At 58.5% G+C, this 25,208-nt stretch carries 20 protein-coding genes and 1 pseudogene; 8 read left to right on the forward strand and 13 right to left on the reverse strand.

The window, feature by feature from the left end:
* Positions 1–300 precede the first annotated feature (300 nt).
* Positions 301–1,503, reverse strand: coding sequence for an FAD-binding oxidoreductase (locus QFZ70_RS01245; protein WP_307093715.1), 1,203 nt, complete (start codon positions 1,501–1,503; stop codon positions 301–303).
* 356 nt (positions 1,504–1,859) lie between these two features.
* Here QFZ70_RS01245 and QFZ70_RS01250 point away from each other — a divergent pair, with 356 nt between their 5' ends.
* Entirely contained in the window at positions 1,860–3,533 is a 1,674-nt protein-coding gene (locus tag QFZ70_RS01250; RefSeq protein ID WP_307093716.1) for a CdaR family transcriptional regulator, read from the forward strand.
* 120 nt (positions 3,534–3,653) lie between these two features.
* Here the strand turns inward: QFZ70_RS01250 and QFZ70_RS01255 are convergent, their stop codons facing one another.
* The 7 genes from QFZ70_RS01255 to QFZ70_RS01285 form a co-directional block, all read right to left on the reverse strand.
* Positions 3,654–4,244, reverse strand: a complete 591-nt coding sequence (locus QFZ70_RS01255; RefSeq protein WP_307093717.1) for an adenylate kinase — start codon at positions 4,242–4,244, stop codon at positions 3,654–3,656.
* Positions 4,241–5,167 carry a polysaccharide deacetylase gene (locus QFZ70_RS01260; protein WP_307093718.1) on the reverse strand — a complete coding sequence of 309 codons (927 nt, stop codon included), beginning with the start codon at positions 5,165–5,167 and terminating at the stop codon, positions 4,241–4,243. Before QFZ70_RS01260 ends, QFZ70_RS01255 begins: the two co-directional genes overlap by 4 nt.
* Positions 5,168–5,227: 60 nt before the next feature.
* On the reverse strand, positions 5,228–5,713 hold the full coding sequence (locus QFZ70_RS01265) for a MaoC/PaaZ C-terminal domain-containing protein (RefSeq protein WP_307093719.1): 486 nt from the start codon (positions 5,711–5,713) through the stop codon (positions 5,228–5,230).
* Between the two features lie 56 nt (positions 5,714–5,769).
* A complete protein-coding gene (locus tag QFZ70_RS01270) occupies positions 5,770–6,996 on the reverse strand; it encodes an FAD-binding oxidoreductase (protein WP_307093720.1) in 1,227 nt (408 codons plus the stop codon).
* Positions 6,997–7,080: 84 nt separating this feature from the next.
* The gene (locus QFZ70_RS01275; protein ID WP_307093721.1) at positions 7,081–8,622 is read right to left on the reverse strand and encodes a class I adenylate-forming enzyme family protein; all 1,542 of its coding nucleotides are present in this window, start codon (positions 8,620–8,622) and stop codon (positions 7,081–7,083) included.
* A 111-nt stretch (positions 8,623–8,733) separates the two neighbouring features.
* The gene (locus QFZ70_RS01280) at positions 8,734–9,780 is read right to left on the reverse strand and encodes a nitronate monooxygenase family protein (RefSeq protein ID WP_307093722.1); all 1,047 of its coding nucleotides are present in this window, start codon (positions 9,778–9,780) and stop codon (positions 8,734–8,736) included.
* 111 nt (positions 9,781–9,891) lie between these two features.
* Positions 9,892–10,671 carry an SDR family NAD(P)-dependent oxidoreductase gene (locus QFZ70_RS01285; protein WP_307093723.1) on the reverse strand — a complete coding sequence of 260 codons (780 nt, stop codon included), beginning with the start codon at positions 10,669–10,671 and terminating at the stop codon, positions 9,892–9,894.
* A gap of 379 nt (positions 10,672–11,050) precedes the next feature.
* Between QFZ70_RS01285 and QFZ70_RS01290 the strand changes: the two genes are divergently transcribed.
* The 6 genes from QFZ70_RS01290 to QFZ70_RS01315 all read left to right on the forward strand — a co-directional run bounded on the left by QFZ70_RS01290 (position 11,051) and on the right by QFZ70_RS01315 (position 18,258).
* Positions 11,051–13,942, forward strand: coding sequence for an FAD-binding and (Fe-S)-binding domain-containing protein (locus tag QFZ70_RS01290; protein ID WP_307093724.1), 2,892 nt, complete (start codon positions 11,051–11,053; stop codon positions 13,940–13,942).
* A gap of 307 nt (positions 13,943–14,249) precedes the next feature.
* On the forward strand, positions 14,250–15,092 hold the full coding sequence (locus QFZ70_RS01295; RefSeq protein ID WP_307093725.1) for a citryl-CoA lyase: 843 nt from the start codon (positions 14,250–14,252) through the stop codon (positions 15,090–15,092).
* 18 nt (positions 15,093–15,110) lie between these two features.
* A complete protein-coding gene (locus QFZ70_RS01300; protein WP_307093726.1) occupies positions 15,111–15,620 on the forward strand; it encodes a MaoC/PaaZ C-terminal domain-containing protein in 510 nt (169 codons plus the stop codon).
* Between the two features lie 40 nt (positions 15,621–15,660).
* Complete coding sequence (locus tag QFZ70_RS01305) at positions 15,661–16,671, forward strand: alcohol dehydrogenase catalytic domain-containing protein (protein WP_307093727.1); 1,011 nt, start codon at positions 15,661–15,663, stop codon at positions 16,669–16,671.
* Positions 16,672–16,838: 167 nt separating this feature from the next.
* Complete coding sequence (locus QFZ70_RS01310) at positions 16,839–17,411, forward strand: NUDIX domain-containing protein (RefSeq protein ID WP_373461503.1); 573 nt, start codon at positions 16,839–16,841, stop codon at positions 17,409–17,411.
* Between the two features lie 70 nt (positions 17,412–17,481).
* Positions 17,482–18,258: an alpha/beta fold hydrolase gene (locus QFZ70_RS01315; RefSeq protein WP_307097764.1), complete on the forward strand. Its 777-nt coding sequence runs from the start codon at positions 17,482–17,484 to the stop codon at positions 18,256–18,258.
* Between the two features lie 291 nt (positions 18,259–18,549).
* On the opposite strand, the gene QFZ70_RS01320 is transcribed toward QFZ70_RS01315, so the two are convergent.
* The 5 genes and pseudogenes from QFZ70_RS01320 to QFZ70_RS01330 all read right to left on the reverse strand — a co-directional run bounded on the left by QFZ70_RS01320 (position 18,550) and on the right by QFZ70_RS01330 (position 23,129).
* Positions 18,550–19,797, reverse strand: a complete 1,248-nt coding sequence (locus QFZ70_RS01320; protein WP_307093729.1) for an MFS transporter — start codon at positions 19,795–19,797, stop codon at positions 18,550–18,552.
* Positions 19,798–20,135: 338 nt separating this feature from the next.
* Complete coding sequence (locus QFZ70_RS18895; protein ID WP_373461660.1) at positions 20,136–20,345, reverse strand: aldehyde dehydrogenase family protein; 210 nt, start codon at positions 20,343–20,345, stop codon at positions 20,136–20,138.
* Positions 20,276–20,434, reverse strand: a pseudogene (locus tag QFZ70_RS18900) (aldehyde dehydrogenase family protein); the annotation flags it as partial. The gene QFZ70_RS18895 and the pseudogene QFZ70_RS18900, both read right to left, overlap by 70 nt.
* Before the next feature lie 61 nt (positions 20,435–20,495).
* Complete coding sequence (locus tag QFZ70_RS01325) at positions 20,496–21,644, reverse strand: alcohol dehydrogenase family protein (protein WP_307093730.1); 1,149 nt, start codon at positions 21,642–21,644, stop codon at positions 20,496–20,498.
* A gap of 33 nt (positions 21,645–21,677) precedes the next feature.
* On the reverse strand, positions 21,678–23,129 hold the full coding sequence (locus tag QFZ70_RS01330) for an aldehyde dehydrogenase family protein (RefSeq protein ID WP_307093731.1): 1,452 nt from the start codon (positions 23,127–23,129) through the stop codon (positions 21,678–21,680).
* Positions 23,130–23,484: 355 nt separating this feature from the next.
* Here QFZ70_RS01330 and QFZ70_RS01335 point away from each other — a divergent pair, with 355 nt between their 5' ends.
* Positions 23,485–25,167: a choline dehydrogenase gene (locus QFZ70_RS01335; protein ID WP_307093732.1), complete on the forward strand. Its 1,683-nt coding sequence runs from the start codon at positions 23,485–23,487 to the stop codon at positions 25,165–25,167.
* Positions 25,168–25,208 lie beyond the last annotated feature (41 nt).

Raw genomic sequence — 25,208 nt, forward strand, 5'->3', positions numbered from 1 at the left:
GAGGTCGAGCGTGGTTGGTGAAACCGTTCCCGGAATGGCCGGGCCGACTTGTGACTCTGACGGTACTGGAGCCCCAGGGGGGTGAACATTGGGAGGATTCTCAAAAGTCTGGCCGGACATTGGTTCCCTTGCCAACGCTGGACCCCTGCCACGGCCGGCATGGGACGGCTGAGGGGTAACTCAGTCAGCTCGGAGGGAGCTTTCCTGGAAAGTGCTACAGAAGAGGGCTAATGAGAGCGATGCCGTGTAGCCGTGCCGCCACGGAGGACCCTCCTGGCGGCTGACGTATGAAGGAGGGGGCTAGGAGTCGGTCCCAGCGGGTAGCGCCGGCCTATTCATCTTCAAAGCTTTGGCGAAGCTGCTCGCTTCACCGGCGATGACCTCAGCCATTACCTGACCGCAAATAGGACCGCTGGCGATACCCCAAGCGTGTCCGACGTTGATATATGCGCCATCAGCACGATCAACGATTGGCAGGTGGTCGGAGGTCTCACTCCCCAATCCGGCCCAGAGGCCGGTAACGCCGTAATCCGCGAGCCCTTGATACCTGTCCAACGTTGTCGAAACCATTGCGTTTGTGGCGTTAATGCTGATGTGAGGGTTGAGGGAGCCGCGACCGTCAAAGCTGTTGCCAATAAATATTGAACCGCCGCGATTTTGGGCGATTGAGTCGTCATAGTTGACGGACAAAGTGCTTGGGGGAGCAAAAATTGCAGGATCGTAAGTGGCAAGGTCCGTAAGTGCCCCACACCCGTAGACGCCCCGGGGACCGTGCATTATCGCGTTTGACTGTGCGTCTACGGGCTGCGTTAGCATTTGGCCCACCCGGGCAGTGTCGATGGGAACGTCGATGCCCTCTGCCCGGAGGTTCGTAGACCAGGCGCCTGTTGCCCATACCACACCCGGAGCGTGGATTTCACCCCTGACCGTGCGTACACCTGTAACGGTCTCTCCGTGGCGCAAAGTAGAAAGCACAGATGTATTTTCAAATGTCCGGATGCCGGCCCGAACGCAGGCAGCGGCCAGGGAGTTAACGAACTGAACGCCGTCGATCTGCACGTCGTCTGCGCAGAACACAGCGCCCACGGCACTGTCTGGAAGGATAGACGAGTGTTTCAGCGCCTCATCCCGGCTGATCATGCTTATGTCCAAACCGGCCTCCCGCCGGTTAAGGACATAGTCCTCCAAAACTTTGCCCTGTTCGTCGGTCTCAAAGAAGAAAAGCCCACCCTGATTGCGATAGTCGAACACGTCACCGAGCTCGCCAAGAAACTCCTGGTATTTCTCTTTGCCCGCCTTGGCGAGTGCCAACTCAGTGCCTGTACGCCGAGTTTGCAGCCACAAGGAACCAGGATTTCTCCCTGACGCGCCGTATGTAGGAAACCGCTGTTCAACAACGACAACATCGAAGCCCCTTTTGCGCAGCTCCCAGGCCGTGCAAAGGCCTACGATTCCTGCTCCTACGACCACAATGTCGCCGGCCGCGAGGGTGTCAGCGCCCATAGCACGTTTCCTTCCTGCTGGGAGTGCTTCTGTAAAGCCCTACCCTTAGTCTTCCAGATCACCCGGGCCGAAAGCACGATCGGACTACTTAATGCCGGGACCATGCCCCATTGCCTGGTTAACAGCCCTTCAGCGAGCCAGGCCCCTGGCTTTGATTGTCCATGTACTTCAAATGAGTGGTCTGCAGGTGACGTTAGAAGGCCTTAGACGAGACAGTAATTGGTACTCCTCCAAAGGGTCGCGAATGGAGTTAGAATTCCTACAATGGTTCGGTGGCGTTCCTCGTTTAGTCTGGGGCAAAAGCGACGGCGGGAGGGCGTCCGTCCGTTCCGGTTCTGTTCCAAGAGAGTTCCCTTATGAACCATGATTCGATTTCCGTTCCGTTGGGAACGGTACTGACGGATTTGGGTGCGGCTGCCACGTTGCTGGCCGGCGAAGACTCCCAACTGTCCAGGCAGGTCAGGGGCGCTACGGTCTTCTTAAAGCCAGAAGATCTCCCGGATGACACGGACATCGTCATAGTCTGTCCTCGTCTGGAAACCTATGCTGATCTAAAGGGGTTTCTAGCTCAACTTGGTGGAGCAGGCCGGGTGCTCTTTGTATCCTCCACGGTGGCAGCCACCGTGGAGGAGGTGCAAGCCGTTGCCAGCGGTCACCTTGTTGTCGCCGTTGACGCCAGCTTAAACGTTGCCGACATCATTGTTTCCATTTCACGGTCGATGGAGGTACCGGAGGAATCAGTATCAAGAAGACTGTCCTCCTTGCAGCGGGCACTCAGCCAGGCCATGACTGAACCCGATCCGATACCAGCGCTCCTGAACCGCCTTGCGCATGTATGCAACGCCACAGCAGTACTGGTGGACAGGTCCGGTCTTACGGTACAAGCGACAGGCCCCGTACCCATGTCCCTGCTATTCGGAGAGATTGCCCGTACCGAAGCCGATTCGCAGAAGGTGGACATTGACGGGTGGCGGGGCGTGGCGGCGAGAATTTCCGCTCCGATCCAAGACGAATCACATTTCGGGTGGCTGCTCGTTACGACACGGCGCCCAAATTTTCCTGACGCCTACTCAACGTCGGCAGCTCATGTTGCAGCAACACTGGTTGAGGCCAGTCAACGGATGGCAGTGGCAGCCAGGCAGCAGGAGCGCGCTATACGGACAGCAGTGCTGGAGGAGGCCCTTGCCTTACGCCGGGAGCCACACAATCCAGAACTGGCCGGCCGAATCTCCGCCTTTGGACTGTCCTTCGCCGAAGAGTTGCGCACCATTGTCTTCCGTCCGATTCGTTCTTCGGTTGCGTCCCGGCCTCTGCCCCCCATCGACGAGCTTTCCGAACTTTTGGGCATGGCGCTGGAGTCGCAGTCAGTTTCGTATCTTATGACCGCGAGGGACAAGACGGTCACCATAACTGCGCAATGCAGCATTCAGACTCTGCGCAGGATCGTCATAGCCGAAGGCAACAAACTCCCGAACGCGCATATTGGCATCGGCCGCAAAGTGCACGCGCTTGGGGACATCTTGGACTCCTATCAAGACGCACAGCTCGCCGTCAGAACGCTTCGCAGGAACTCCCGCGGTCCGAAAATCATGGCCTATGAGGATTTCAGCTACGCCACGCGGCTATTTGCGGATGTTGGCTTTGACAAAATGATCACCTGGGCTCAGGAGTTTCTCAAGCCACTTGAAGGGCGGGAGCTTCTTGTTGAGGGCCTTCAGACTTACTTTGAGCATGCGCAGAATATCAATGCGGCGGCGGACGCCCTCGAAATCCACCACAACTCGCTGCGATACCGCTTAGCAAAAGCTGAAGAGATTCTTGAAATTAACTTGAGGGAGCCGGGAGCCGTTTCTTCGGTCTTCCTGGCCCTAACAGCTTTGGAGCTCGGGCGGCTCCAGCAGCCACGGCCCAAGTCATCGGGCGAGACGGCGGGGAACCGTAAGCCGTCCGACGTCGAAGCAACGGATGTGCTGCCCTACGCTAGGCCTCCGGCGCAAAGAGGCGGGGTTGTACAGGCCCCTGGCCGATAAGTTACCTGCGGTTCGCGTGAAATGCGAGTAGGGTCGGTCTTCCTGGAAGACCGACCCTACTCGTTGCCAGGCTACAAAGCGAGAGCCGAACGCCTCCTTGCGCTGCTACGCCGCGACCCGTTAGAGCGTCAAGGACGCTCCCAATTTAACGTCCAGAGCGGTTGCAACCCTCTGGGCGACGTGGGAGACCGTGCCGATTCCTTCGACCTTGGTAAGGAGGCCGCGTTGGCTGTACAGGGATGTCACGGAGGTTGTTTGCTCGAAATAGAGGGCCATTCTTTCCCGTATGACCTCGGCTGTGTCGTCGGTACGGTTTTCGCTGACAGCCCGCCTGAGCAGCCTTTGGACCAATTCGTCCCTGTCAACGACGAGTTGAAGTACTACATCAAGTTTGTGACCCATGCCAGCCAGCGCCTCGTCGAGAAAGCCGACCTGAGCTGCCGTGCGAGGGTACCCGTCCAGCAAGAAACCGTCCTGCGCGTCAGGCTGATTCAGACGATCACGCACCATTTCGTTCGTGATCGTATCGGGGACGAATTTGCCTGCGTTCATGTAAGACTCTGCGGCCCGGCCGAGCGGAGACTGGCTCTTCACGTTATGCCGGAAGATATCTCCAGTCGAGATGGCGACGATTCCGTGCTTTTCGGTGATGTGCCTGGCCTGGGTGCCTTTTCCAGCGCCAGGGGGGCCTATCAGGAGCATCCTGATCATGGGGTTGTCCTTTCAAGATAAATGGGGGCATGACGGGCACGTTCGATGACCGGGATGGCAGCGGCGGTAGCCTGGCCGCTGCCGTCGTCACGCCAGCAGTCGAAGAGCTCGGAGAGTGTGGGAAACCACACACCGTCGAAGGAAGATATATGGTCGAGGAATTTCTCAAGCATGAGGAGGTTGTGCGCTCTTCCGATCGTCTGCGGGTGCAGAGTCCAGGTCATTGCGCCGCCTTGGCACCGTTCATAGGCGAAGTTAAAACTGTCGATCCAACGCGCGAGCACCGCCTCGTTGCTTTGCATGAGGGGGCTGCCCTTAAAGGACTCCAGTTCGGGGAAGTCATCAAGAAACCAGGAAACTGGAAACTCCAGGAGCTTGCTCTCAGGGCCGAATGTGTTGCCCTTCTCCAGGCTGATATCGACGACCATACGGGGTCGATATGGCTCAAAGTCGCGACCCATCAGCGATGAATCCCAATCAAAGCCAAACTCTTCCAAGAGTTCAAGGGTGTTGTCGGTGACGTCTAGCGCGGGAGAGCGGTAGCCTCGCGGACGTTTCCCAATAAACTCTTCGTGTTGCCTGATCTGTAGTTCCAGCAGGCGCCGTTCCTCGTCCCGTTCCAATTTGGGCACATACTCGTGATAAACGCCGTGAGCCCCTATTTCATGGCCCGACTCGACGATCGCTTCCACGGAGCGGGGGAAGGTTTGCATTGTGTGTGTAGGTACACACCACGTCGTTGTTATTCCGTAGCGTTGAAACACCTCTAGAAGCCGCGGTGCGCCAACGACGGCACCGAACTCACCCCGTGACAGCTGAGTCTGAGAGGTCGAGCGAAACGTCCCCAGCCAGACACTTTGAGCATCAAAATCCGGGCTGAGCGAAACGGCAAGCCGTTTGCCTTCAGGTAGTTGGAGAGGCACAACAATCAGCTTTCTTTAGGCCAAATTCGGAGGTGGTCAACGATTGAGGGGCCGCGCCCCTTATCCTGGCCGGCGTGATAGGAGGACGACCCAGTCGCCTTCCTGGCAAACAACCCCGTTCTGGTTCAAAATCTGAACACGGGTCGTAACAATGCCCCGGTCCGGCTTGCTGCTGGATGGCCTGATGCCAATCACTTCTTCGCGAACGGTGATGGTGTCACCGATTCGTATCGGGGCGCACATTTTCCAGTTGTCGATGCCCAAGAATGCTATGGCCGACCCGTTCTTCCATCCCAAAGCCATTTCAAGCCCGAATGCAAGGGACAGGGCGCCAGGGCCGTGGAAAAGCCTGGTCCCGAATTCAGTCGTTTTCGCATACTCTTCATTTGTGTGCAACGGGTGCATGTCCCCCGACCATGTGCCGAAAGTGACGACGTCGAATTCGGTGACGGTACGGCCGGCGGAGATCCATTCTTGGCCGAGCTCAAGGTCGTCAAGATACCGGACAGCGGAAGAGCTGGTCGTGCCCAGGAGGTTGGTAGTCAAAGCGTGCTCCAGTTCTCAAGTATTCGTTAGATGCTGTAGACGGTGAACCAGCTGGTTCAGTACCTGATGACCCCGTCAACGGGGGCGGCAAGGGACGGCCGGTAGAGAGACAACTCGTCGAGGGACAAGCTGGTCTGCTCGCCCGAAATTAGCTCGGCCACCAGACGTCCCGTGATCGGCCCGGCGAGATTGCCGTAGACATGGCCTGTGGCGAGGACCAGCCCGGGAAGTTCCTCTACTTCATCAACGATTGGCAGGGAATCGGCCGTGGCAGGCACCAGGCCGGCCCAGGCGCTCTCGATGCCGAGAGCCCTGTAGTTGGGAAAAGTACGGAGCAAGGAGTCGATCGCAAGCTTCAGCCCGGCGGCGGGCATCCTGTCATCGAGCTGGTCAGGGTAATCCATGGGGCACCCTATGAACAGATTGCCGTTTTCTGTTTTGGCCACACACTCCATGTGTTCCAGGGCGTGCGTCTGGTCCTCGGAAGGCGAGGTGAAGTATTCATCCCGATAGCTTGGAAGGTTGCGGATGTGGGCGTACTGCTTGGCCGCCAGCGGTCCGTTGAGAATCTTGTCGAGTTTCTCTTCGACGGGCGCGAGCATTACAGCTCCAAGCCTGTGTGCCTTTATGGGTACGCTAATGCCTTCCGCTTCAAGCATTGTTGACCAGATGCCCGTCGCCCACACCACTTTGTCCGCGGAGACATCGCCCCCAACTGTCCTGACACCTACGACCTTCGAACCACGTCGCAGCGGGCCAAGGACCGGTGTGTTCTCGTGGATGCGAACACCGAGTCTGCGGCATTCCTGGGCCAGGGCGCGGACGAACTTGGGCGTTCGAATTTGGCCGTCCTCCGGGCTGAAGGTGGCTCCTATGACGTCGGGTGGCAAGATCGGTGCGGCTTCGTGAGCAGCCTGGTCGTCAAGCAGCTCCGCTTTGAATCCGTCGGCAATGCGGGCTTCGACGAATTCCTTGTAGACGCGGCGCTGGTCGTCCGTATAAAAGAACGTCATGGCGCCATTGCTTCTGTACTCGAAGGTCGGCCCGAGGATATCTGCAAAGTCGTCATAAAGAGCTCTGCCGGCGCGTGTCAGCTCCACTGCGTAGTCGCCGTGGCGATTTTGCATATGCAGGAATCCCAGGTTACGCCCAGAGGCTCCGTGGCCAAGTTCCCGCTGTTCGAGGAGCACAACGTCATGGCCTTTTGTCGCGAGGAAGTACGCCGTTGTTACGCCAACTATCCCGCCGCCTACGACCACAACTCCGGCCTTGTCGAGGTTCATTTTCTTCCTGTCCTAACTCTTCTTGTCTGGCAGCATGTCTAGGAGCGCTGCCCCCTAAATGTGATGGCGGGTGTAGTTACGCCGTTATGAGCTACTTTGACGTGCTTCTGCCGACAGGAGCGCTGCCACGTCCCGCCGGCTGACCTTTCCGGTCGTCAAGTTCACTGGAAGTGCATCAACGGTGACGAACTGGCTGGGAACCTTATACGACGAGAGACGGGCGGCAGTGAACGTTTTAAGCTCGTCGTGGTCAAGGGGTGACCCTCCCTGGGCCACAATGGCAGCCACGACGCGCTGGCCGTAGATGTCATCCGGGATGCCCACGACGGCAGCTTCAGCAACAGATGGGTGTTGCTGAAGGACTCGTTCGATTTCTGCCGGAGAGATATTTGTGCCGCCGCGGATGATGACGTCGGATAGGCGGCCAACAACGTAAACGAAGCCGTTTTCGTCTACCCTTACGAGGTCTTTGGTGCGATACCAGCCATCTTCGGTAATGACGGCGCGCGTTTGTTCCTCGTCTCGCCAATATCCAAGCATCAGACCAGGGCCTGTAGAGTATGCCTCCCCAGTCTCGCCTTCCGGGACTTCCTGTCCCTGGGCGTCGAGAACCTTCAGCCTCGAGCGGGGCACCAGCTTGCCGGCGGATCCCGGTTTGGGTGTCGGGTTGGCGACCGGGTCGTACGTCACCAGCGGTAGGCATTCGGAGGCGCAGTAGGCGTCCAGGACGGGCAGCCCGGTTTGTGCTTGCCAACGACTGAAGGCGGCTTCATTTCTGGGCTCTCCACCTGATATGCAGAGCCGAAGTGAAGGAAACGCGGGATGGCCGGTGTTGGTCTGCTCTGCGTATTGCGCCAATTTCCCGAACGTTGCAGTGACGCCTGCCAGGAATGTGGCTGAGTGCTTCTCAATGGCTGGCGCTATCAGTTCCGGACGGGCCCTGCGGACCACCACGACAGTCCCGCCGCGCAGCAGGACGGCCAATGAGGTGCTGGCCAGCCCGTAGAGCCAGGCCATTGGTAGACAGATGATGGCCGTGTCTTCGGGGCCGAGGTGCCAAACCTCGCCGTAGGTATCCGCGCAGTTGTAAATGGCTGTTGCGGAGAGCATGATTGCCTTCGGCCGGCTTGTGGTGCCTGACGAGAAGCAGATCATGGCGAGCGGTTCGCGAAGACCCTCCGGGTTCGGCGACGCGTCATGCCGCACGGTGGTAACCCGGAAGTCAGCAATATCGACAATGGGCGCGTTACGTGCCGCGGTAGTAATCGATGCACCATCGACGCCTTCAGAGGTGACGATCAGCGCAGGGTCACTCGTATCAATGGCATATTCCAGGTCGCCGGGCCCGGAGGAAGGGTAGACGGTGACCAGGACGCCGCCGCTTCGCCATACAGCCAAAGCGGTTGCCAGGTAGTCGGCCGAGCTTTCAGCTACGAGGGCCACTCGGTAACCGGGTTTGAGTCCGGCTTTGAGCAGTATCCCGGCGCGCCGCTCGATTGACGCCTGCAGGTCCCCATAGGTGATAGTGGTATCGCCGTCGATGATGGCCGCGTGGTCGGGGTTTCGACCCGCGACCTTCTCGAGTGCTGAAACACAGCCCATTTGCTCGGTTGACGAGTTATTCATATCCGCTCCACATTGATTTTGAGGTTGGAACACGCTGTAGGCCAGCTAACCTGCCGCAGGGCATCAACAACGTTGGGCTGGTGGGGCCTTTGAACCGGCGTGCGGTTAGTTTCAGACCGCAAGCCCTTTGAGGATCTTCTCCGCCTCCGAGCCCATGTTCTCTACGATCTGGCCGGCCGGAAGAATCTCATGAACCAGCTGCATTGTCTGTCCGACCGGCATCATTCCGAAGTCCATGTCACCGTCCTGATACCCGGTCTCGACACGGGTGCCTGCGACTGCGTATTGGCCAGGGAACCCTGCCGGCTTCTTCTCGGTCGATTCCCATTCCGAGGTCCATTTGTTCTCGAAAGCGCGCATGCGCTTACCGCTGTACGAGTAGGTAATGGTGCTGTCCTTGAAGGTACCTTCGACCACACGGTTCTTGAAGTTTTCATGGCCGTAAGCCTCGGGGCTGGCAATAAATCGGGTTCCGACCCAAACACCTGCCGCACCCAAAGCGAGAGAGGCCGCCAGCCCTCGTCCGTCGGCGATGCCTCCGGCAGCCAGAACCGGCTGATCTACAACATCTGCGACGGCTGGGACGAGGGTCATGGTTGATGCGTAGCCAGTGTGACCGCCAGCCTCTGTTCCCTGCGCCACAATGAAGTCAACGCCTGCGGCGCTGGCTTCCTTTGCCTTGCCCACGGAGCCGACAAGTGAGAAGACAGTTATCCCGCGGTCCTTGCATTCCTTGATGAACCAGTCGGGAGTGGCGAAGGTCAGGACGATGGCAGCGGGTGCCGCGTCCAGGACGATCTGGACTTGGTCTGCTACGGCGCCAGGGGTCAAAAGAGCTTCCACGCCCGCCAGTTTTTCCTGATCAGCTCCGGACAGTGATCCCCACAGCTCACGCACCGGTGCCCACTGTGCTTCATCCTCAGTGGTAAGCGAATCCGGGAGCAGCAAATTAATCGCGTAGGGTTTGTCGGTGCCAGCCTGGATCTTCTTGATTTCGGCGCGGAGGTTATCAGGCATGAAGCTGACACCACCGAGGCATCCCATGCCGCCAGCGTTGCTAACGGCGGTGACAAGCTCGGCTTGTGCCACCCGGGCCATGCCTGCGGAGCAGATGGGGTACTGGAGACCGAGGGCCTCGGTCAATGCTGTCCTGATCACTGATACACCTTTCACGTCCCGGAGTTCAGATTCTGCTTTGCTCCGGCTGTTTATGTTGTCCCGCGTTGGGGCCTGGTTGATGGTTTTTTAGCCCGACGTAGCCCGGCAGGTTTAGGTGGCGTTCCAGCCGCCATCGACCTGAATGGTCTGACCGTTGACATAGCTGGCGGCGTCGGAAGCGAGGAAGAGGACGACACTCGCGACTTCTGATGGTTCACCTGACCGTTTTGCGGGGATGAGGAAGTCCATGATTTCGGGCGAAACGCCAATGCCGCGTTGCTGGGTCGAGACGAGATCGCCCAGGATTTCCTCCGACGTCGCGCGGAGGTTGGTTTTGATAACGCCGGGAGCGACGACGTTGGCGGTCACGCCGTGTGGGGCAACATCGATGGCAAGCCGCCGGGTCAGGCCTTCCAGGCCGGCCTTGGAGGCGACATACGAGATTCCGTCTGCCGCGCCCCGCTGGCCTGCGACTGAACCAATAGTGATGATGCGACCGGAGTTCTGCTTTGTCATCACCTGTGCAGCGGCGCGGCAGCCGTAAAAGGCTCCTGTCAGGTTGACCCCGATGATCTTGGCCCATAGCTCCGGGGTCGTTTCAAGCACGTCGGCGTATCCGTCAAATACACCTGCGCTGTTAACAAAGACGTCCAGCTTCCCGGTCTTGTCCACGACCTCGTCTACGAGTGCGGATACCGATTGGTAATCACTGACGTCCACAACCCTTGTGTGAAGTGACTCCGGAGAGCCGAGTTCGCTGCGGGTCTCTGCGAGGCGTTCCTCTGAGAGGTCGCTGGCATAGACCTCATACCCTGCTTCGACAAATGCCTGGGCAATGCCTCGGCCGATACCCGATCCGGATCCTGTGATAATTACGCTTTTGCTTCCCATGCCATTCAAACTACGGGGGTGATTGCTGGTGCGAAACTGGCAACTTCACGGCATTGGGCCGTTCTCTTCGTGGAAGCTACAGGTAGTGCCCGCAGAAGCTCCACATCCTGCGATGATCTGCCCCGTCCCGTACCGGTAGGGCACGACAGGGTTTGTCCCCCGGATTTAGGTGGAGAGTTGAGGCAGCAGCACAGGGGGCCCTCGGAAAAGGACCAAGGTACCGTTCTTTCTTTCGAAGAAATTATGGCGGCTGCTTCCCCGGAGACCACCCTAAGATCTCAGAACGTATTCCATCGCGAAGGTAACGCCCTCGACAGGGCAGATCCGCCACCAGTCTTAGATAGGCCCGACAGGCCACCTTACGGAAAGTTTCAGCACCATGAGCTCAGACATCACCGAAGCGCTTGTTCGTGATCTTAAAGGCGCTGGCATAGAGGTGGACAGCAGTAGTCGGCGACGGACGGAGTACTCGTTTGATGCCTCCAACTACCGTGTCCGGCCACAAGCAGTCGCCTTTCCCCGCAGCAGCCACGACGTCAGATCGATTATTCGAGTTTGCCGGCTGCACGGATGCCCTGTGACAAGTCGGGGTGGTGGGACCAGCATGGCGGGCAACGCCATCGGAACTGGCCTCGTCATGGATTTTTCCCGTTACATGAACCGCTTGCTGGAATTGGACCTGGAGTCACGGACTGTCACGGTTGAACCTGGGATCATCCTGACTACCCTGCAAAAGGAAATACAAGCAGCAACAGGTGGGACCTATACCTTCGCTCCCGACCCGTCATCGATGGGGCGCGTAACTGTGGCAGGGGCGATAGGCAACGATGCATGCGGCAACCACTCGGTCAGGGACGGCAGGACCGCCGACCATATCGTTTCAGTAGACCTGGTGACGGCATCGGGTCACCTGGTGACTGCTGAAGCAGGCGGAGTCAGGGCCCTCGATCCCTCGGACGCCGAGTCAGCGGCCGAGGCCGCTCGCATCCAGGAAGGACTGAAGCATCTTGCTGACTCCAACCTCGCCGTTTTCAGGACTGAGTTCGGTCGACTTGCACGGCAAGTTTCCGGATACCAGTTGGCGAACCTCCTCCCTGAGAACGGGTTCGACACGGCCAAGGCTCTGGCCGGCAGCGAAGGTACCTGCGCCGTCATTGTCTCTGCCACCGTCAAGTTGGCAAAGGTCGCACCCTCCGCGCTTCTCGTTTGCCTGGGCTATCCCGACGTCGTTGCCGCAGCGTCAGATGTACCCGAGATTCTGCGTTTTAATCCTGCAGCCGTTGAAGGTATCGATGATGCCATCGTCCAGACAGTCCGCCATCGCCGGGGGGACGCGGCAGTCGGGGCCCTGCCAAAGGGCAATGCCTACCTGTATGTCGACCTGGATGGTGAAAACCCTGAAGACGTTCGTCGGCAGGCGGAGAATCTTCTTCAAAGCTTGGCTGAGCGCGGAAATCTCCTGGAGGGATTGGCCGTACCCGATCCGAGTGACCGGGCGAACCTGTGGCGTGTAAGGGAAGACGGTGCGGGTCTGTCATCCCGGCTGGCTGACGGCGAGCAGTCATGGGCCGGGTGGGAGGACGCAGCAGTTTCTCCCGAAAATCTTGCGGCCTATCTTTCGGACTTCACTGCCTTGCTGGAAGAACATCAACTTCGCGGCGTTATGTACGGGCACTTCGGAGCAGGCTGCACTCATGTACGAATAACCTTTGACCCACGAAGCGCGTCGGGCCGGGATGTCATGGAACGGTTTCTCCGGGAGGCCGCGGCTTTGGTAAGCCGCCACGGCGGCTCCCTTTCCGGTGAACATGGGGATGGCAGGGCCCGTTCCGAACTCCTTCCGATTATGTATAGCCCTGCAGCAATCACAGCCTTTACTCACTACAAGGCCATCTGGGATCCGCACGAACTTCTAAACCCAGGAATCATCACCAAACCCGCCCCAATCATGTCCGATCTCGCTCTTGCTGGCGCCCCTGCACGCGGTTTCCGGACTTCCTTTGCCCTCGAGCCGACGTTGAAAGGCCGGGAAGGGTTTCCGGACGCCGTTCAATCCTGTATCGGGGTTGGACGATGCCGCACTACGGCTGGAGCGGGAGTTATGTGTCCCAGCTACCGGGCCACTCGGGACGAAAAAGACTCAACCAGGGCCCGAGCCCGTGTGCTGCAGGAAATGGTCATGGGGTCCAGAACGGCGCAGGAGGGGTGGAAATCAAAAGACGTTCGAGAGTCCTTGGACCTCTGCCTTTCCTGCAAGGCATGTTCAAGTGACTGTCCTGCAGGAGTCGACATGGCTTCGTATAAATCCGAGTTCTTCCACCACTTCTACCAGAGGCGTCTGCGTCCCCTGTCGCACTACAGCCTGGGTTGGCTGCCGACGTGGCTGAAGGTCACCGGCCGCATCGCCCCATTGATCAACATGACCCTTCGCAGCCCTCTTGCTGGGGTTATCGCCCGTGCCGCAGGAATTACAACGAAACGCAAGATGCCTGACTTCGCGTCCCGTGGCCAGCTTGAAAGGGAAATCGGCACCGCCCGGCCAACTGATGCGGACACGGTACTCTTCGTTGACAGTTTCACCCGCGGCTTCCGGCCCGCAGTTGCGGGTGCAGCGAAACGGGTACTCGAGGACGCCCAGAAATCGGTTGAGTGCAGCGCGGACCAGTGCTGCGGCTTGACCTGGATCTCAACAGGTCAATTGGATACCGCCCGGAAGCTCCTAAGGAAGACCGCCGCAGCCCTGGATGACGGTACGGATCGTCCAATTGTCGTCATCGAGCCCAGCTGCGCAGCAGCACTGCGAAAAGACCTGCCTGAGCTCGTGCCAACAGAGTCCGCCCGCCGCGTTGCAAGTCGAATCCAGAACTTTGCGGGCGCGGTCCTGGAACAGGCAAACGCAGGCTGGCGTCCCCAGACCATCCCCACCGCAGTAACTGTTCAAACTCATTGCCACGAATACGCCACCTTTGGCTCGGCATCACAAACTTCTGCGCTGGCTGCTCTAGGAGTGAGCAGTATCAACCAAGCCACCGGATGCTGCGGCGTTGCTGGAAACTTCGGTTTCGAACACCAGCACTTTGACGTCAGCATGGCAGTGGCCGAACAGTCGCTGGTTCCCGCGCTACGGGAGACGTCGGAAGGGACTCCAATCCTGACGGACGGATTCAGCTGCCACATGCAGGTCCGGCAAATCTTGGAAAACCACACAGACCAGGCGTCAAGGCATCTGGCTGAAATCATCGATCCGGGACCTGCACATCATCGGCAGTAGGTTCTGCAGGTCTCAAGTCATCGAGTAAACGCACTCCAGTGCGCCCTCAAAGACCCCCGGGTCCTCCAGCTGCTGCGGGCGTTGGAGGACCCGGAACCATTCATGTTGCAGCAACCACGGATGGATAGGTGTGATGCCATTGGAATCTTTACCCCTGCGGGACACAGCCTTGTTGAAACTCCAATGCCGGCAACGCCAAATGGGACCTACAGTTCCTTCTATTAGCGCAGATTTGTCCAGAAGTACGCCCTAAGGGTACGGGCCCCATCCGCCCTTCTTAAGACACTTATCGGTTCGGGAGACTACATTGGAAGCGGAAATCGCGGAGCAATCAACGGACTATTGGTCATCGGCTGTCAGCCAAGTCACCGATACCAAGGTGTACGTGCGTGGGTACGACCTTGAAGATCTCATTGGGCAAATCCCATTTACTGCAGCCATATTCCTGCTGATTCGCGGTCGCGTTCCCACCCCGCACGAGGTGCGGTGTTTGGACGCTGTGCTCAGCGGCGTACTGGACTACGCCCTTGAAAAGCCAGGAACACTGGCTGCCCGGTTTGCCGTCTCCGCCAATCCCAGTATGGCTATCGGCATGTCCGCTGCCTGCTTGTCTGTCGGTAAGCACACGCTTTCGACCGAAGAGACGGGCCGCTTCATCCTTGCGACTCATGCCGAGTACCGAAGCTCGGGGCTGCCGCTGGAAGAATTCGCGGATGCAAAGGTGAGCGCGATGCGGCAGATAAAGGAGAGGATCCCCGGTCTCGGTCATCCGGTCTTCAAGAAGATTGACCCCCGTGGCGAACGTCTTAAAGAAATAGCAGTGAAGGAGGGAGTCTGGGGAGAACCGGCTGAAGTGTACGAGGCCGTTCACAGGGCCTTCACTGAACTCCCAGGCAAGTCAGACATTCCGATCAACGATGTGGGGGTCATGGCAGCGATACTGCTTGGGTTGGGCTTCACGCCAGAAGAGGGCACGGGCATAGCTGTACTCTCCACACTTCCCGGAGTCATCGCCCACGTATCCGAAGAACTTTCCGCCGGTAAGCCAATCCGCATTGTTCCGCGTGACGCTGCGCGCTATAACGGCGTCACAGACAGAGACTTTAATGCGGATCGAGCCAAAGCCGGCTGGAAATCACCTTCCACCTAGCCGGCACTGAAAGGAGCCATGATGGCCCCCTCGATAGACAATCGTCTTATCCCGTCGGCAACCAGGTTCCTCGAGGACCTGGAAATTGGTGATTCCTGGCTTTCGCAAGGCCGCACCATCACCGAAACGGATCTTGTCACCTTCGCCACCTGGTCAGGTGACATGCACCCTTTGCATACCAACGAGGAATATGCCAAAGCAACCGAATTCGGTGGACGGATATTTCACGGCCCCGGCGCCTTAGCCATCGCCTTTGGCTTGGAAATGGCCGTCGGTTGGAAAGAACAATCCGCTATAGCTTTCCTCGGCATCCAGGACTGGAAGCTGGCTGCACCCGTCCGGGTCGGGGACACTATCTCAGTGCGGGAAGAAGTAACGGAGCTCCGACCCTCGGCAACCAAGGCGGATCGCGGCATCGTCAGAACCAAAGTTGAGGTGCTCAATCAACGAGGCGAGACTTGTCAGAGCGGCTTTTGGGTGGTCCTCTTGTACCGGTCATCCGCGCATGCCCCCAGCGGCACAGCGTAGGCCGCGTCGGATGGTGAGTAGCCGAGTCACCCCGGAGACCATGGTCGCCTTCCCCCTTTTAGCATTCGGTGGCAGTGAAGTTCTCCACGCGCGTTCTCGAGATGTCCCGGTCCCAGGATGGGGCCAAGTCCTTGTGAAAGTAGAAGCGTGCGGCGTTTGCGGCCAGGACATCATGAGAAGAAGCGGCAAGGTCGATCGCGTCCTTGGGACGACCATCGGACATGAAATTGCCGGCACAGTCGCCGTCACTGGCCCCGGCCTGACCAAACTCGGAGTTGGGGACCGGGTTGCCTCGACACAACGCCGGTCCTGTCATCGATGCCGGGACTGCTTAGGTGGACGGGAAGTTCTCTGTATGGAGGGGCTCCTCTACGGAGAGGGCTTGGATGGTGGTTACGCCGAGTACTGCCTTATGGATGAACTCAGCCTTGCCCACATCCCTGATGAAGTTTCCTCTGAAGCTGCCGCCATTGCTGCATGCGCGATTGGGACCGGATATCATGCGCTGACTCTCGCTGGCGTAAAACCAGGGCAGCGCGTGCTGGTAACAGGGGCGAGCGGGGGAATCGGCATACATGCCTTACAGCTGGCCCGCAGTATGGGAGCTGAGGTTGTGGCGGTCACGTCTAGTGAGCGAAAAGTCGATCGGCTGCGGTTGTATGCCGACGAGGTTATCGTTGCTGCGGGAGGAAGGTTCGACAGCGAGGTTCGACAACGAAATATCCAACCTGACATTGTTCTTGAGATGACTGCCTACGCAACCCTGGACAGCAGTCTCCGCTCTGTCCGGCGTGGTGGCACTGTCGCCGTTGTTGGGAATTTAGAAAACAAGGCAGTCGGGATTTTGCCGGGGGCGCTGATCCTCCGAGAGATACGCCTCATAGGCTCAAAGGCGTGCAGCCTTGCCGAACTGGAGGATTGCCTGCGATTCCTACAACGCAACATGGTGCAGGCTGAGATACAGGAAATCCTGTCTTTGGATTCCGCTCCGGCCGCCCATGACCTTCTCGAATCCGGCGGCGTTTACGGCAGAGTCGTGCTGAAACCGTGAGACCCAAACCACGCAAGTTGACCAGCCTCAGGAAAGGGGCAAGAGTGACACGGGTACCCCAAGCACAGCCAGGACCTTTGGTTAGTCCGCGCCTTGCGGTGAGCGTCGTTCTGCTTAGGGACTCACCGGCTGGACTCGAAGTGTTTGTTCAGCATAGGGCCTCGACCATGGATTTTGCTGCCGACGTCATCGCATTTCCCGGGGGGCGGGTTGACGAGATTGACTCCTCACACCTGCAATTCAGCGCTTCCCTGCTGGAGGCGCACGTTGATGCTTGGAAGCGCACCAGCATTGGAGAGAACTTGTCTCAGGCACGGCGTGAGGCTGGCCGGCTGATTGCTGCAGCGACCCGGGAGGTGTCGGAGGAGTGCAACATAGCCTTAGACCCAGAGGCGCTTAGACCATGGGCTAACTGGATAACGCCGGAAGGTTCGCCGAAACGATTTGATACTTACTTTTTTGTCAGTGCGGTGATGCCGGGCGTGGAACCGCGTCACGCTACTACTGAGGCATCGCAATCGCAGTGGTCGCCGGTACAGGAACTCCTGGACGGGGAAAGTGCCGGGAATCTCAGGTTTTTGCCGCCTACGCTTGCCATCTTGGATGACCTCCTTAACCTCGCTGCTACAGAGCAGGTATTCGTATGTCAGCGAACGATTGAACCCGTACGTCTACGTCCTGATGGTTTAGAAGATTTTTTTCGGGCTCGCCGTGCCAGAAAAAACAGCGCCGAGGCCTAGCATCAGTCAGAACAATTGAAAGGGAATTTGCGTGAGCGGTACTAACTTGGCCTTCGAAACCTCTGATGGAGTGACACTCCGCTACGACGATGAGGGCGAAGGGCGCCCGGTTGTCTTCTCCTCCGGCTTCCAAGCGCAAAGCGCACACTTCGTGTGGCAGCGCGATGCTCTGGTGCAAGCTGGATACCGTGTGATCAGATATGACCACAGGTGCCACGGGCGCTCTGACCTCCCGGAGCACGGACAGAGGATGAGCCGCCTCGCTCTGGATCTCGGCGAGCTGTTGACCGCCTTGGACCTCCGTGACGTTGTTCTCGTCGGTCACTCGATGGGAGCGAATGTCAGCCTGGCTCACTTTTCCATCGCCACTAATCCCTGGGAGCGCACAACGGCATTCGTCGCAGTTGACCAGTCCCCGAAGATCGTCAACGGCGAGGACTGGCAATGGGGTCTCCGTGGCATCACGGAGCAAAACGTCTTCGATGCGGCCCATTTTCGGTTCGAATGGTTCGATAATGCCCGTGAACCGGCTATGCCCGACTTCGTGAAAGAGTTGGTCGATTCGATCGAGCCCTCTTGGGAGACGTTCCCGTTCGACAAGGCACGCCGCCTGCTCATCGATCACATGGTCTCCGATTGGCGCGACGTCGTGCCGCGGATCGCGGTCCCGACACTGGTCATCACCGGCCGGCATACCCCGTTCTACGAGCTTGAGGGAATGCGCTGGTTTGCCGACACTGTGCCCGACGGCCGCCTAAGTGTATTTGAGCACAGCGGCCACGACCCCTACCTGAACGAATATCCTGAGTTCAACGCTCAACTCCTGGAGTTCATCGCGCAGCACTGAACCCGCAGACGTTGACCCCGGGACGTGGCGGGGAGACGACCGGCCAGAACGCGAACGGGTATTTCCTTCCGGGCGGCTCCTTGCCCTCCCCTTTTCCTTTCCGGACCTCTGCTTTCCCCTGCGGGCGGATGCAACCGGCCAGCCCGATCTAGACACAGCTTTGGGCGCCACCTTCGTCCACGTAGGCCGTCTTAGGGCGTGGCTGCGTCACATAGCCGCAGACTCTCGCGTGGAATCTTCGCGGTCGAATTGGTTGAGCTTCAAGACATTTGCATGACCAACTTGTGTGGCTTATTCGGCTCCTCGGGCTTGCCGGTGATGCACCAGGCAGACGCCGGCGATGATAAGAACGCATCCTGAAGCGCCCAGCAGGAACGTGTTGACTGCGGCCGCGGCGCCCCAATAATCCATGCCATACCCAAGACCAAGAACCGGCAGGGCGCTACCCAGATAGGTGATGACATACATGAGGCTTACGCTCTGGGCAGCGGCTCCTGGCGGGAGTTCTGAGTTAAGTGCGCCGAAGAGTGTCCGGAAACCCAAACCCTGGCTCAGTCCAGTGAGGGTTACAGCAATCAGAAGCATCCCCGGGAGTTGCTGAATTTGGGCGGACACGATCAGCACAAGGCTTCCTGCCATAACCATCAGGCTGACCGCGGCTCTTTGACGGCCATGAATCGGTAGTAACTGCGCGCATGCTGAGGCGCCCAGTATCAGCGCCCCTGTGAGCCCGCCCATGATCCTGGCTCCGCCTAGCATAGGGGCAAAGAACGCCGGGGCGACGGAGAGAAAAAAACCAAACACGGCAAATGATACAAAACCAGTACCCGAGGTGATAAAGAACGACCTTGAGGCAGCTCTGGGTAACGATGGGCGGGGCGGGCGCAGACTCTCGAAGAAGCCATGCGGTCTGGGAGCAAGAACTGGAGGATTCGCACGCACCGCGGCCAGCAAGATGACGACCACCGCTAAAGTCACGAGATACACCGAGAACGGCACTCCAACCGGATCGCCGAGCTCCGATAACCATCCACCGACAAGGGGGCCGGCGGCGCCGCCTCCCACGGACGCAAGGAGGATGATCCTCGCGCAAAGATCCGGTTCGCCCGGCAATAGGTCCCTAAGTGCTGCTGCGCCAGCCCCGAACGACAGAGCAACTGCCAGTCCGTGAAGTGCCCGCCCTGCCAGTAGTCCGGGGAGGCCCGAAGCCGTGAGGACAACTACTGCCGCAAGGATGCCAAGCGTCAAGCTTGTCACGAGCACAACCCGTCGGCCCATGTACTCGGACCAGTGGCCAAAAAGGGGTAATCCAATTACGACCGGCAAGATATAGGCTACGAACGCTGCCGTAACGGCGCCGTTGCCCAGTGACATACGTTCCTGGAACACTGGGAAAAGAGGGGTTATTAGATTGGTCCCCAAGGGGAGTAATCCGAGGCTGGAAGTGGCAAGACCAATTCGCACGGCGGGCGGCGCGTCCCAGCCTCTGCGCGCGGGGATGGGGCGGAGCAGGAACTCCCTGACGAGGTTCAACAGCATAGTCTTTCCTCCAGATCAGGCTGTGAAGGCTCAAGTGGCACGACAGGCGTGGCAGCAGCGGCCAGCACCAATGTCGACATCTCTCTCATTGACGTATAAAGGTTCAGCACAAAGATGCGGCATCCACCCCCGAAGGTCTCAGCCCAAGAGCCGCAGCTCCATTAAGGACAGAGCCCCCGTATCCACTGCTCGTGGATCAATTTCTCCAACAATCTGTCGTCGGCGGTAGAATTTTCACCGTATGAAGAACCGGTGCGTTTTCTACTCCGTCAAATTATGGGCAGGTACGACTTGGGGACCCACCGGTAGAGTGGGCCCCCAAACGCGACTCTTTAGTTTTAGGCGGTGATGTCTGGCTTGACCATCACATGCTTGAGCTGCGAGTACTCGTCTATTCCGTTGGCAGAGAGTTCGCGCCCCATCCCGGGACTCGCCGTACCCGCCAAGGGCATTTCGGACGCTGGGAATATGTGCTGGTTTACCCAGGCAGTACCGAACTGCAGTTCCTTTGAGAAGCGGAGTGTGCGGGGGAGAGGTTTGTGGTCCAGACTCCCGCAGACAACCCCACGAAGTTAACATCGTTCGCGAGCCTGTGCAATTCATCATGGCCCTTGGCCGACTGGATCGTGACGACAGGGCCGAATCCTTCTAGCGGTGAGTTCTCGGGCTACTGAACCAGGTCCAAGAAGTTCCTCTTTTCAATTGTGGGTACTTGAGTAGGAACTCATAGAACCGTCAGGCACCACGACAATCTTGCCGATATGGGTTCTCCTAAGCAACGTCTCCTGAGCTTCTCCGACCTTAGAGAGCGGAAAGACTTCCTCTACGAGAGGCTTGATCTTTCCCTCCTCGATGAGACCGACGAGACGAGCGAACGTTTCAGGCGTCGGGTTCGTGATCCCGTGCAAGTCCAGGTCCTTATAGATGAGTTCCCGAAGGTCGATACGACTCACCGGTCCACCGATAGCGCCTGCTGTTGCGTACCGACCCCCGCGCCGAAGCATGAGAAGCAAACTCTCGAACATGCTGCCACCGACAACGTCGATGACAACGTCGGCGCCGCGTTCACCGATGATATCTGCAACAGCACGCACTAGGTCCGGTTCCTCCCGTGCGACAAATCCGTCGACGCCGAGTTCCCTCAGCCGGGCCTCTTTCCCCGCACTCGCAATTGCGACAACGCGGGCGCCACGTGCCTGGGCCAGCTGGATAGTTGCAGTACCCACGCCGCCGGCCGCACCTGTTACGACGACGGTCTCGCCCTCACTAAGCTCGGTCCGAGCCAGCATCTCTTCGGCGGTGTCGTAAGAGCACGGGAAAGTGGCGAGTTCCGCATCACTGAGGTCAGTGCTCACCCTGTGCGCGTTCACGGACGGCACGTTTACATATTCCGCGAATCCGCCGTCTCGGTCACCGCCCAAGTACTCGACAATCTGAGCACGGCGAGGCAGCTTTGGATCCCGAACAGACGGGTCGACGACAACTCGGGTACCGATCCGGCTTTCATCCACTCCCTCCCCGACTGCCACGATCGTTCCAGCCACCGAAGCCCCCTGAACCCGAGGAAACGACATTTTCGTGCTATTCCAGGTGGCACCGGCCCCGTCCTCGCGCCCAGACAGACCAAGCTCCTCCGAGACCGACTCCTCCACCACCCGGTCGTACCATCCTGTGCGGGTGTTGATCTCGGTATTGTTGAGCGCACACGCACCAACCTTGACCAGGACTCCTCCCGGCTCCGCAACAGGGGTCGGCACATCGGTCCGGTACACCAGCTGGTCGAGCCCTCCGTGCCCGACCAGTTGAACCGCAGCCATCATTACGGGAATTTTCGTCATCGTGGTCATTGATCTCCCTGTCATCTCTTAGTTGTCTCAGTTCTAGAGGTCCAGCCCAGGCTTGACCATGACGTGCTTCAGCTGGGAGTACTCGTCCAATCCGTGCAGCGATAGCTCGCGGCCGTAGCCCGACTCGCCGTATCCGCCGAAAGGCATCTCAGAGACGTTCGGTGTGTGTTGGTTCACCCAGACTGTGCCGAAGCGAAGTTCTCTGGTGAAGCGCAGGGTGCGCGCAAGGTTGGTCGTCCAGACGCTGGCTGACAGGCCGTAGTTGACGTCATTCGCGAACTGCAGCATTTCGTCATCACTTTGTGCCGACTGGATACTCACCACCGGGCCGAACACCTCGCTCTGAACGATCTCATCTGTCTGCTTCACGTCTGTGATCACAGTGGGTTCGATGAACCAGCCCGGACGATTTGCCTGTTTTCCGCCCATCTTGATGGTGTTGCCGGCTTCCCGGGCGCGTTCGATGAACCCGAGTACCGACTTCAGTTGCTTTTCCGAAATCACCGGGCCCAGCGTCGTGGCAGGATCTGATGGGTCACCGAGGATAAGCTCGCTGACTGCCCTGCAATATTCATCAACGAATTCCTCGTACACAGATTCTTCGACGATGATGCGGCACGCAGCTGTGCAATCCTGGCCAGCCCCGGAAAACCCAAAGGTCACGAGGTCTTTGGCCGTCTTGCGGATTGGACTATCAGCGAAGACCAGCACCGGTGCTTTGCCACCGAGCTCCAGGCCCACTTTCTTGACGGTCTCTGCAGCAGTTGCTGCCACAAACTTGCCAGTCGAAGTTGCACCGGTGAAGGCGATCTTTCGAATTCCAGGGTGCTTAGCCATAGCGGTCCCCGCCGTTCCGCTACCAAGAATCAGGTTGATCACTCCTTCAGGAAGGAAGCGGTTGGCGATCTGGACCAGCTTGATGGTGCTGAGCGGCGTCACGGTCGCCGGCTTGATCAGCATAGTGTTGCCGGCGGCGAGTGCCGGTGCGATCTTCCAGGCACCCATCAGTAGGGGGTAGTTCCAGGGTGTGATGAGTCCGACGACACCGAGCGGCTCCCGCCGAACCCATGAAGTGCTCTCGCTGTCGTACTCATCGGCTGATGGCGCCGTGGAGATGCGAGCAGCGCCTGCGAAGAATCGGAGAACATCGACAATTGTCGGCACCACGAACTCGCGCACATCTTCAAGGGGAAGCCCTACGTTCTCACTTTCGATCCGCGCGAATTCATCGCTCTCCTGCTCGACCGCGTCAGCAATTTTAAGCAGCACGGCCGCGCGCTCAGCCGGGGAGGTGCTTCCCCAAGTCTTGAACGCCTCCGAAGCTCGCTGCACGGCCGCATCTACATCGGCATCAGATGCAATCGGGAACCTGGCGATCACTTCTCCGGTCGCCGGGTTGAACACCTTTGAAGCGTTTTCATCACTCTTGTTAGCGAGGTACGTTTCCGCAAAGGCTGTAAGGTCCATGCTGTCCAGGGTCATCATCAATTCCTTCTGTGGTCGTCGTCCGAGGTAGGTCATCGTCCGTGCTCAATCATCGCTTGCCGGTAAGGGACACCGCCTCGGAAATTCTCTGAAACAGCCACGAAAAAGTGAGACATGGCACAACTGGACGAGGATTCAAGCTATCCGCTCAGCTTCTGGGCTACTGCCTCCGGAAACATTTAGATCTGCAAGCCTGTCATCAATCACAAAACGCCGTCTGCCAGTTCGTAATCCTTCCTATCCCGTCCTCCCAGAAACTTAGGAAGGATGTGAGCAAGGCCACGGCGCTTGCTCGGATCAGTCCGCTCGGATTGGCCCGCTCGAAGAACGCCACTTACCAAGTGAGGATAACGGGATGAAGCTTGACGGTTACGACTACATCATTGTTGGGGGAGGATCCGCTGGTTGTGTTCTCGCGAACCGGCTGAGCGAAGATCCGGGAAACCAGGTACTAGTCCTTGAAGCCGGTCACAGGCACTCCTTATTGGACATTCCCGTGCGAGTGCCCGCAGCATTCCTGTTCCTCATGGGCCACCCCCTCTATGATTGGCGCACCAAGTCGGAGCCGGAGGCCGAACTTCGTGGGCGCAGAATTGACCACTATCACGGCAGGGTCATGGGTGGAAGCAGCTCAATCAACGGGATGTTTTATCAGCGCGCCAACCCACTCGTCTACGAGCGGTGGGCTCAAGAAACCGGAACCGAAGAATGGGACTACGCGCACGTTCTTCCGTATTTCAAGCGGATCGAGAAGTTCAAAGGGTCGGATCCGACCGGTGAGTACCGAGGTCGATCGGGACCCATTCCAGTTAACCAGCATCACTACAACGGTAAGCGAAACCCACTGTTTGATGCGCTCTTCGAAGCGGCCAAGCAATCGGGCTACGAGCTAGTTAACAACGTAAACGGCTACCGCCAAGAGGGATTCTCATCGTTCGATTCAAACATCGAGAACGGCGAACGCTACAACGCTGCACGCACCTACTTCGAGCCGGCGAAGAAGCGCAAGAACCTCCATGTCATCACCGGCGCCCGAGCAACACGGGTGGTCTTCGAGGGAACACGCGCAGTCGGCGTCGAGTTTGCCACCCGGCGTCGCAGGCGAACCATCGCGAGGGGCACGGAAGTTATTCTGAGCGGCGGTGCGTACAACTCGCCACAACTGCTGCAACTCTCGGGCGTTGGTAACGCCGCAGAGCTAAGGCAGCACGGCATCGACGTCGTTGCCGATCTGCCTGGCGTCGGCGAGAACCTGCAGGATCATCTTGAAGCGTTCATCAACTACAAGTGCAAGCAGCCCGTCACCAACCAGAGCATCGTCAAAAAGTACACCTATCCGATGACTGGTCTGAAGTGGCTGTTTAGTAGGACCGGGCCGGGCGCGTCCAATCACTTCGAGGGCGGCGGCTTCATCCGCTCGTTCGATGACGCCCCAATGCCGAACCTCATGCTCACAATGCTCACGCTTGGGGTACGGAACGACGGTTCACCTGCTCCGGCCCCTCACGCATATCAAATCAATCTCGGTCCGCAGCAGCCACAGTCAAAGGGGCACATCAAACTGCGGAACAGGGATCCTTTCGAGCAACCGGTGGCAACCTTTAACTATCTTTCCACGGACCGTGATAGGCAGGAATGGATTGACGGTGTTCGGGCTACACGAGCCCTCATGAATCAGCCCGCCTTCGCACCCTTCAACGGCGGCGAGCTCTCGCCCGGCCCCGAAGTAGAGACCGACAAGGAGATCCTCGATTGGGTCTCCGAGGATGCCGAGACGACCTATCATCCCTGCGGAACCTGCAAGATGGGGAACGACGACCAGTCCGTCGTTGATCCCCGCAGCTTCCGAGTACACGGAGTTCAAGGCATTCGAGTCGTCGATGCCTCCGTGATGCCCTCTATCCCTAACGCCAACCTCTACGCACCGGTCATGATGATCGCCGAAAAAGCCGCCGACGTCATCCTCAACAACGATCCACTTCCTGCTGAATATGTCGATTTCTACCGGCATGCTGCACCGGAAGGTATCAGCCTCTAACACGAGAATTCGACCGACTGAGCGCCTATGAGCCGTCCAGG

This window comes from Arthrobacter sp. V1I9 (genome assembly GCF_030817075.1).
GTDB lineage: Bacteria > Actinomycetota > Actinomycetes > Actinomycetales > Micrococcaceae > Arthrobacter.